Annotated in this window: 11 protein-coding genes; 7 read left to right on the forward strand and 4 right to left on the reverse strand. The window is 65.4% G+C overall.

Annotated features, from left to right (window positions below; translation table 11 throughout):
- The 7 genes from MKI88_RS20705 to MKI88_RS20735 all read left to right on the forward strand — a co-directional run.
- A partial coding sequence (locus MKI88_RS20705) for a fumarylacetoacetate hydrolase family protein (RefSeq protein WP_241633453.1) occupies nucleotides 1-878 on the forward strand: 878 nt, incomplete at its 5' end.
- Between the two features lie 338 nt (nucleotides 879-1,216).
- Entirely contained in the window at nucleotides 1,217-2,395 is a 1,179-nt protein-coding gene (locus MKI88_RS20710; protein ID WP_241633454.1) for an acyl-CoA dehydrogenase, read from the forward strand.
- Between the two features lie 132 nt (nucleotides 2,396-2,527).
- The gene (locus MKI88_RS20715; protein WP_241633455.1) at nucleotides 2,528-3,745 is read left to right on the forward strand and encodes a CaiB/BaiF CoA-transferase family protein; all 1,218 of its coding nucleotides are present in this window, start codon (nucleotides 2,528-2,530) and stop codon (nucleotides 3,743-3,745) included.
- 109 nt (nucleotides 3,746-3,854) lie between these two features.
- The gene (locus MKI88_RS20720; protein WP_241633456.1) at nucleotides 3,855-4,121 is read left to right on the forward strand and encodes a hypothetical protein; all 267 of its coding nucleotides are present in this window, start codon (nucleotides 3,855-3,857) and stop codon (nucleotides 4,119-4,121) included.
- A gap of 8 nt (nucleotides 4,122-4,129) precedes the next feature.
- The gene (locus MKI88_RS20725) at nucleotides 4,130-5,710 is read left to right on the forward strand and encodes a murein L,D-transpeptidase (protein ID WP_241633457.1); all 1,581 of its coding nucleotides are present in this window, start codon (nucleotides 4,130-4,132) and stop codon (nucleotides 5,708-5,710) included.
- Nucleotides 5,711-5,773: 63 nt separating this feature from the next.
- A complete protein-coding gene (locus MKI88_RS20730) occupies nucleotides 5,774-6,007 on the forward strand; it encodes a DUF2188 domain-containing protein (RefSeq protein ID WP_241633458.1) in 234 nt (77 codons plus the stop codon).
- Nucleotides 6,008-6,014: 7 nt separating this feature from the next.
- Nucleotides 6,015-6,728, forward strand: coding sequence for an NAD-dependent deacylase (locus MKI88_RS20735; protein WP_241633459.1), 714 nt, complete (start codon nucleotides 6,015-6,017; stop codon nucleotides 6,726-6,728).
- A 230-nt stretch (nucleotides 6,729-6,958) separates the two neighbouring features.
- Here MKI88_RS20735 and MKI88_RS20740 read toward each other — a convergent pair whose 3' ends face one another.
- From MKI88_RS20740 to lepB, 4 genes are all read right to left on the reverse strand, one after another.
- Nucleotides 6,959-7,138, reverse strand: coding sequence for a hypothetical protein (locus MKI88_RS20740; RefSeq protein WP_241633460.1), 180 nt, complete (start codon nucleotides 7,136-7,138; stop codon nucleotides 6,959-6,961).
- Between the two features lie 2 nt (nucleotides 7,139-7,140).
- Nucleotides 7,141-8,049, reverse strand: a complete 909-nt coding sequence (gene era / locus MKI88_RS20745; protein ID WP_241633461.1) for a GTPase Era — start codon at nucleotides 8,047-8,049, stop codon at nucleotides 7,141-7,143.
- Nucleotides 8,050-8,091: 42 nt separating this feature from the next.
- Entirely contained in the window at nucleotides 8,092-8,802 is a 711-nt protein-coding gene (gene rnc / locus MKI88_RS20750; RefSeq protein WP_241633463.1) for a ribonuclease III, read from the reverse strand.
- On the reverse strand, nucleotides 8,757-9,338 hold a 582-nt coding region (gene lepB, locus MKI88_RS20755), incomplete at its 5' end, for a signal peptidase I (protein WP_241633462.1). The genes lepB and rnc, both read right to left, overlap by 46 nt.

Raw genomic sequence — 9,338 nt, forward strand, 5'->3', positions numbered from 1 at the left:
GTGTCGAAGGCGATCTGCGCAACCTCGCCACCGATCTCGAGCATGGCGCGATTCCCAGGGAGCGCTTCCACGAGCGCGAGGCTGCGTCGCCCTTGCCGCGCGCCTATCAATGGGCCGACGGCTCGGCCTATGTGAACCATGTCGCGCTCGTCCGGCAGGCGCGCGGCGCCGAGCTGCCCGACAGCTTCTGGCACGATCCGCTGATGTATCAGGGGGGATCCGACGGCTTCCTTGCCCCGCGCGACCCGATCCCGCTCGCCGACGAGAGCTGGGGCTGCGACATGGAGGCCGAGGTCGTCGTCGTGACCGGCGACGTGCCGCAGGGCGCGACGCGCGAAGAGGCGCTTGGCGCGATCCGGCTCGTCGGCCTCACCAATGACGTATCCTTGCGCAACCTCATTCCCGCCGAACTCGCCAAGGGCTTCGGCTTCTTCCAGTCCAAGCCCGCGAGCGCGATGTCGCCGGTGTTCGTGACGCCCGACACGCTGGGCGCGCGCTGGAAGGACGGCAAGCTCTCGGGCGCGCTCCATGTCGATTATAACGGCAAGCCCTTCGGCCGTGCCGATGCGGGCGAGGACATGACCTTCGATTTCGGCACGCTCGTCGCGCACGCGGCAAAGACACGCAATCTGGTGGCGGGAACGATCATCGGATCGGGCACCGTCTCGAACCGCGACGCGGGCGGCGGCCCGGGCAAGCCGATTGCCGAAGGCGGGCTTGGCTATAGCTGCATTGCCGAGATCCGGATGATCGAGACGATCCAGTCGGGCGCGCCGAGTACGCCTTTCATGAAGGCGGGCGACACCGTCCGCATCTGGATGGAGGACGACCATCACCACCCGATCTTCGGCGTGATCGAACAGGTGGTGAACGGCTAGCCACGCCCGCGCGTCAGCGGACGACGGACGTGCTGACGGCTTGAGGTCGAACCGGCTCCTTCGACCGCGGACGGCTCAACTCTATGTTTGATGCCGTCCGCCGGCAAGGCGCCGGGTCTGTCCTACAGTCTTGCCGCATGTCATCATCGCCTCGGGAAGCCGTTTTGGCGGGGCGTCGGCGGGGTGAATAAACATGCGCGTTTGTGAGAAGTTTGCGAAGCTAAGTGAAGTTAAGCGCGTGCGCGGGTTTCGATCCGTGTCCGCGTGGCAGGGGGTTGGCGGCGCGCATTTGCTTCGGCATAGCCTTGTACAACGATATTCATAGGACAGGATCCACAATGGCCGCCTTCACCCCCTTCAAATGGGATGACCCCTTTCTCCTCGATGCGCAGCTGACCGATGACGAGAGGATGATCCGCGATACCGCCGAGAATTATGCGCAGAGCAAGCTGCTGCCGCGCGTGCTGACCGCGACGCGCGAGGAGCGATTCGATCGCGAGATCATGAACGAACTCGGCGAACTCGGCCTGCTGGGCGCAACGATCGACGGCTATGGCTGTGCGGGCGTCAGTCACGTCGCCTATGGTCTGATCGCGCGCGCGGTCGAACGCGTCGATTCGGGTTATCGCTCGGCGATGAGCGTCCAGTCCTCGCTCGTGATGCACCCGATCTATGCGTACGGCTCGGAGGAACAGCGCCAGAAATATCTGCCGCGGCTCGCGAGCGGCGAGATCGTTGGCTGCTTCGGCCTGACCGAGCCCGATGCAGGCTCCGACCCCGGCGGCATGAAGACGCGCGCGGTCGCGACCGATACCGGCTATCGCCTCACGGGCTCGAAGATGTGGATCACCAATTCGCCGATCGCCGACATCGCGGTGGTCTGGGCCAAGCTCGACGGCGTGATCCGCGGCTTCATCCTCGAAAAGGGCATGGAGGGGCTGAGCTTCCCCAAGATCGAGGGCAAGATGAGCCTCCGGGCGTCGATCACGGGCGAGATCGTGATGGACGAGGTGTTCGTGCCCGAGGAGAATCTGCTCCCCAATGCGCGCGGGCTGGGCGGACCGTTCGGCTGTCTTAACAAGGCGCGCTATGGCATCGCCTGGGGCTCGATGGGTGCTGCCGAGGACTGCTTCCACCGCGCGCGCCAGTACACGCTCGACCGCAAGCAGTTCGGCCGGCCGCTCGCTGCCAACCAGATTCCGCAACTGAAGCTCGCCAATATGGAGACCGAGATTGCGCTCGGCCTCAACGCGGCGCTGACCGTCGGCCGCAACATCGACGCGGGCACCTGGGCGCCCGAGATGGTCAGCCTCATCAAGCGCAACAATTGCGGCAAGGCGCTCGACATCGCGCGCGTGGCGCGCGACATGCACGGCGGCAACGGCATCGCGGACGAATTCCACGTCATCCGCCATCTCGTGAACCTCGAGACCGTCAATACCTATGAGGGGACGCACGACATCCATGCGCTGATCCTCGGCCGCGCGATCACGGGTATCCAGGCGTTCAGCGCGTGAACCAAGCCCCGCTCGTCCTGAGGAGCCGTTGAGCGAAGGCGAAACGGCATCTCGAAGGATCCTTCGAGACGAGGCTTCGCCAGGCTCAGCCTCTCCTCAGGATGAGCGGCTTGTAAGCAGGACGACATGTAGATGAACCCACCACTTCACGGCGTCCGCGTCCTCGATCTGTCGCGTGTGCTCGCCGGGCCATGGGCGACAATGCAGCTCGCCGATCTGGGCGCCGAGGTCATCAAGGTCGAGCGCCCGGGCGCGGGGGACGACACCCGCGCCTGGGGGCCGCCATGGTTCGAGAACGAAGCGGGCGAGCGGCTGACCAGCAGCTATTATCTGTCGGCCAACCGCAACAAGAAGTCGGTCGCGATCGACCTCGCCTCCGAAAAGGGTCAGGCGATCGTCCGAGCGCTCGCGGCGAAATCGGACATCGTCGTCGAGAATTTCAAGCAGGGCGGGCTCAAGGCCTATGGCCTCGACTGGGAGGCGCTGAAGGCGGTCAATCCCCGGCTCGTCTATTGCTCGATCACAGGCTTTGGCCAGGATGGCCCACGCGCGCATGAAGCGGGCTACGACTTCATGATCCAGGGCATGTCGGGACTGATGAGCGTCACCGGCCCGATCGGCGGCGAGCCCTATCGCGTCGGCGTCGCGCTGGCCGATGTGCTTACCGGTCTCAACGCCACGATCGCGATCCTCGCAGCACTGCGCCATGCCGAGGCGACGGGCGAGGGGCAGCAGATCGACGTCGCGCTGTTCGATGTCGCGGTCGCATCGATGGCCAATCAGGCGCTGGGCTATCTCGTGTCGGGCGAGGCACCGGGGCGGATCGGCAATACCCACCCCAGCATCACGCCCTATCAGGCCTTTCCGACGAAGGACGGCCACATCATCCTCGCCATCGGCAATGACGGACAATTCTCGCGCTTCGTGCGGCAGGCGGGGCGCCCGGAGCTCGCGGACGATCCGCGTTTCACGACCAATGCGTTGAGGACCGCAAACCGACCCGCTCTCGTCCCCATCGTCACCGAACTGCTCGCGGCGCGCACCACCGCCGAATGGATGGCGCTACTCTCGCAGCACGCGGTGCCGTGCGGGCCGATCAACAGCCTCGACGCGACCTTCGCCGATCCGCAGGCCGGGCATCGCGGGCTACGGCTCGCCATGCCCAGCGCGCACGGGCAGGTTCCCGGCGTCCGCAGTCCGCACCGTCTGTCAGCGAGTCCTGCCGTCGAGCCCGTGGCGCCGCCGATGGTGGGCGAAAACAGCGCTGAAGTGCTTTCGGGGCTGCTGGGCCTTGATGCCGCCGAAATCGCTGCGCTCGCGGCCTCCGGCGTGATCGCAGGCTCTCGCTGATCGCAAAGGCTCGCTGTTACCCGCGTGGAACGATTCATGCGGACCATCGTTAGCTCGGATGCGGAAGTGTGGGCTGCCGGAGCCCCGCTGCCAACTCTGGGAGAGAGAGATGAAGAGCAGATATCTGGCGGTATTGATGGCTGGCACAATGGCGCTTGGGGCCTGCACGACCCCCGAAGAGCCGCCCCCGGCGCCCCCGCCGCCCGTTGGCCCCGGCGCGATTGCGGGGACGGTCGCTGCGGACCGTGACGGTGATGGCATCGTCGATGGCTATTACACGTCGGACGGCGTCTATCACGCGGTTCAGGGTCCGCCTTGCCCGCCACCCCCGCCGCCCCCGCCGCCGCCAAGTCCGTCCGGTGAGCGAGGCCACTGATCGATCTCATGCGTAGCATTTTGTTTCGTTCCCACGCCGGCATCCCGATCCTGCCGGCGTGGAGGCGCCTTTTGCTTTCCTGCCTGACGCCAGTCCTGGCGATTTCGGTATTCACGCAACCCGTTGGGGCGCAGACGCGCCCGAGCGGGGCTGTTGCTGCCGAGTTGCGATCCGAGGCGGGCGGCAAGCTCAAGACATTTTACAAGGCGCGTTCGTGGTGGCCCTTGTGGATCAGGGGCAACACGCTTGGTCCGGAGGCCGACCGGATGGTCGAACTGGTCGAGACGGCCGGGCTCGACGGGCTTGATCCGCGTGCGTTCGATCCGGAGGATCTTCGCGAGGTCGTCGATGCCGCCCGCGGCGGATCGCCCAGAGCGCTTGCGCGCGCGGAAATCCGATTGTCGCGAACTTTTGCCGCCTATGTTCGCGCCCTGCGCCGGATATCCTCGGCGAAGATGGTCTATCTCGATCAGGAGCTCGCGCCTGACCAGCCCACCGATATCGAGGTGCTGCGCGTGGCCGGCGTTGCCCCGTCGTTCCCCGACTATATCGACAATATGGGCTGGATGAGCCCCGTCTACGCCCAGCTGCGCGCCCGGCTGGCCGACTATATCGACAATTGGGCCACATTGCCCGAGATGACGCTCCCGCCCGGCCCCGTTTTGCGTGCGGGCACGAAGGGCGAGCGCGTGGCGCTGCTGCGCGAACGACTGGGGCTGGCCGGTGGCGCAGCGTTCGACAAGGAACTCGCGGCGCGGACCAAGGCCTTCCAGGCCGCTCATGGATTGCCCTCCGATGCGATCGTGGGTCAGAAGACCATCGCGGCGCTCAATCGTGGCGCGGGCTATTACGAGCACCTGCTCCGCCTCAATCTTGATCGCGCGCGCATCCTGCCGAACACAGGCAAGCGCTATATCATCGTCGATGCGGCCGCAGCGCGCCTGTGGCTCTATGAGGACGGCCAGGTCCGGGACACGATGAAGGTGATCGTCGGCAAGCCGACCGAGCCGACCCCGATGCTCGCGGGCATGATGCGCTATGCGGTGGTCAATCCCTACTGGAACGTGCCGCCCGATCTTGTGCGCAAGCGGATTGTCCCGCGCGTTGTCGAGAAAGGCGAAAAGCTCGACGCCATGGGCTATGAGGCGCTTTCGGGCTGGACGACCGATGCGCGCGTGCTGGACCAGTCGGAGATCGACTGGAGCGCGGTTGCCGCCGGCACGCAGGAGCTGCGCGTGCGCCAGCTTCCCGGCAAGACCAATTCGATGGGGCGGATGAAGTTCATGTTCCCCAACGATCTGGGCATCTACCTGCACGACACGCCGGAAAAGGCGCTGTTCAAGGAGGACGCGCGGCGCTTCAGTTCGGGCTGCGTGCGGGTCGAGGATGCCGAGCGGCTGGCGCAATGGCTCTTCGGCAGGCCGCTTGAAGTGCCCACGGACAAGCCCGAGCAGCAGGTCTATCTGCCTCAGGCGGTGCCGGTCTACATCACCTATCTGACCGCTGCGCCGACCGAGAACGGCATTGCCTTTCGCGAAGACGTCTATGGTCGCGATGCTGATCAGGCCGAACGGTTCGCCGGGCGCTGAAGGGTGGCCAAGGTCACGGTCAGCGGCTAGCGTCGCACCAGTTCGCAACGAAAAGGACGCTTCATGCCACACGCCCGCTACGCCATCATCGCGCATGGCGATCAGTGGATGATCAATATCGACGGTAAGAATTACGGCCCATATGCGACGCAAAGCGCGGCGACGCGCGATGCGATCGACACGGCGCAAAAGGCCGGGAAGGGCGGTTTCGATGCGCAGGTCCTGATACAGGAGGCCGATGGCCGCTTCGCCACGCGTTGGACCTATGGCAAGGACGCGTATCCGCCGGCGGGATGAGCGGCACATGACCTCCGATATCCGCAACATTGTCGTCCTCACCGGCGCGGGAATTTCCGCCGAAAGCGGGCTTGCGACCTTCCGGGGGCCCGACGGGCTGTGGGAAGGGCACCGCGTCGAGGATGTGTGCACGCCCGAGGCGCTCGCGCGCGATCCCGTGCTCGTCCACCGTTTCTATGACGCCCGACGTGCCGCACTCGAAAGCGTCACGCCCAATGCCGCGCATGAGGCGCTGGCGCACCTTGATGCCGCATGGCCGGGCGAACTGCTGATCGTGACGCAGAATGTCGACGATCTCCATGAGCGCGCGGGGGCGAGGCGGTTGCTCCACATGCATGGCGAGCTGCTCTCGGCGCTGTGCGCGGCGTGCGGGATGGCGACGCGCTGGGCGGGGGCGATGGGGCATGGCCCCGAATGCCCCGGCTGTGGCGCCCGCGCGCTCAGGCCCGACATCGTCTTCTTCGGCGAGATGCCCTATCAGATGGACCGGATCGACGAAGCGCTGACGCGCGCCGATCTGTTCGTTTCGATCGGCACGTCGGGAGCGGTCTATCCCGCCGCGGGATTCGTCCAGACAGCCCGGCACTACGGCGCCGGCACGCTAGAACTCAACCTCGAGCCATCGGCCGGCAGTTTCCAGTTTTCAGAAAGCCGGATGGGGAAGGCAAGTCGGCTTGTTCCGCAATGGGTTAGCGAGATTCTGGGCGCGCGAAACCATTAAAAAGTGACATATCTTCATTTTCAGGCCGCTTGGCGCTTGCATTTGGCGCGTAAAAGCGAAACTATGCGCACATAATAAAAAATCTGGGTGAGAGTGATGCGCGCATTAGAGATGCTAAAAGCGAAGTCTGATTGTGTCTTTGTGCTATCCTTTGCGGTGACGCTCTGGGTGGCGCTCATCGCGATCCTGCTCGACAAGTTCTAAGCGCCGCGCCCCCGCGGTTTTCCCCATTATCTCAGTTTGCTGACCTTCAGCCCGTCCTGCTTGGCACGGGCCTGCGTCGATTCCTCGCTGCGTGTGAGCGCCTTGGCGATCGCCTTCAGAGACATGCCCTTGGCCGCGAGCCGGTGAAGCTTCTGGATCTCGTCCGATGTCCAGGGCTGGCGGTGTCGTTCGAATCGTTCGCCCATCGTCATTCCACCCAGTCGAGGCCGATGTCGCGGTAGAGCCCGCGGTCCTCTTCCCAGTCGGGCTTCACCTTGACGTGCAGGTAGAGGTGGACGCGCGCGCCCCCGAGCAGCTCGGAAAGCTGCGCCCGCGCGCGGCTGCCGATTTCCTTCAGCCGCTGGCCGCCCTTGCCGAGAATGATCGCGCGCTGCGTGGGACGCGCGACAAGGATCTGCTGGTGAATCTCGACCGAACCATCCTCGCGCTCCGAATATTTCTCGGTCTCGACCGCGCTCGCATAGGGGAGTTCGGCATGGAGCTGGAGGTAGAGCTGCTCGCGCGTGACTTCGGCGGCGAGCATCCGATCGGTCGCGTCGGACACCTGATCCTCGGGAAAGTGCCAGACACCCTCGGGCATCGCAGCGCCCAGCGCCGATTTGAGTTCGGGCAAACCATCGCCCGTCGTCGCGCTCACCATGAAGATGTGGTCGAAGGCGATCCGCTCATTGAGCCGCTCGGCGTGGACGAGCAGCTTGCCCTTGTCCGACACGTCTACCTTGTTGAGGATCAGGATCTTGGGCTCGCGCCGGTCCTTCAGCGCTTCGACGATGCCTTGGACCTTCGGGCCGAGACCCGCCTTTGAATCCACCACGAGCGCGATAAGGTCGGCATCGCGCGCGCCGTCCCACGCGGCCGCTACCATCGCGCGGTCAAGCCGGCGGCGCGGTTCGAAGATTCCGGGCGTGTCGACGAGCATGATCTGGTTGGGACCGTCGATCGCGATCCCCATCAGGCGCGTGCGCGTGGTCTGCGCCTTGGGGCTGACGATCGCGACCTTCTGGCCGACGAGAGCATTGACCAGCGTGGACTTGCCCGCATTGGGCGCACCGACGATCGCGACGAGGCCGCAGCGTGTGGGGAGGGAGTTTGTCATCGAGGGCTTATTGGGCCTTGTGGCGGAACAAAGGAAGCGGATTCACCGCAGCTTTTCGAGCAGCGCGCGCGCGGCCGCTGTTTCGGCTTCCTGCTTGGAGGTGCCTGTAGCGCTGGCCTCGGCGAGCTTGCCGATCGTGACCGTGACCGTGAACTTGGGAGAATGATGCGGACCCGAGCGATCGGTGATCTCATAGACCGGGGGCTTGCGGTTGTGCGCGGCCGCCCATTCCTGGAGTTCGGACTTGGGGTGCTTGGGCGCTGCGTCCTGCGTCCTGACCACGCCCGACCAGGCGCGGCGGATGAAGCTGCGCGCCGCATCGGGCCCGCCCTCCAGATACAGCGCGCCGATCAGCGCTTCGACCACATCGCCGACGACATTGTCGCTCTGCGCGGCGCCATCGTCGCGCGCCTGTTTGCCGAGGCGCAGATGGGGCACGACGCCGATCTCGCGTCCGACCATGGCGCAGCTCTCGCGCGTGACGAGCGCGTTGAGACGGCGCGAAAGCTTGCCCTCGGGCTCGTCGGGAAATTCGGCATAGAGCCATTCGGCGATGACAAGCGCGAGCACGCGATCGCCGAGAAACTCCAGCCGTTCGTAATTGTCGCCGGCATGGCTGCCATGCGTTACCGCACGCGTGAAGAGCGCGATGTCCCCCGGAGCATGGCCCAGCGCCTGCGTGATCCATGCGCCGAGATCGGGCGTGCTCAGAAGCCGTCCCCGATCCGGCTCCAGCGTGCCGCGGTGAACCATGTCCACGGGAGCAGCCACTCGGCATTGCCGTCGGTCGAGAACACGCTGACCCACGCCTTGCCGACCAGATTGGCCTCGGGGACCATCCCGATCGCGCCGTTTTCGATGGCAGGGAAGCGGCTGTCCGCGCTATGGTCGCGATTGTCGCCCATCAGGAACAACATGCCCTTGGGGACGACGTAGACCTGGGTATCGTCGCCCGTTGTGTGCTGTGCGGTGTCCAGCACCTCATAGCTTTTGCCGCCCGGCAGCGTCTCGCGGTAGCGCGGATAGCGGCACGAGATCGTGCCGTCGGCGGCACGTTCGCCCGATGTTGCGGTCAGGCAGTGGCTCGTGGGGGTTTCGGGCAGCACGATGTCGGCGATGCGCTCGCGCGGCACGGGCGTTCCGTTGAGGATGACCTGACCGTCGATGACCTGGATCATGTCGCCGGGCAGGCCGATGACGCGCTTGATATAGTCCTGGTGTTGGCTGGGGGGCGCCTTGAACACGACGACGTCGCCGCGTTCGGGCGTGTCCGCCATGATCCGCCCGGG

The organism is Sphingomonas sp. LaA6.9, assembly GCF_022601895.1.
Lineage (GTDB): Bacteria > Pseudomonadota > Alphaproteobacteria > Sphingomonadales > Sphingomonadaceae > Sphingobium_A.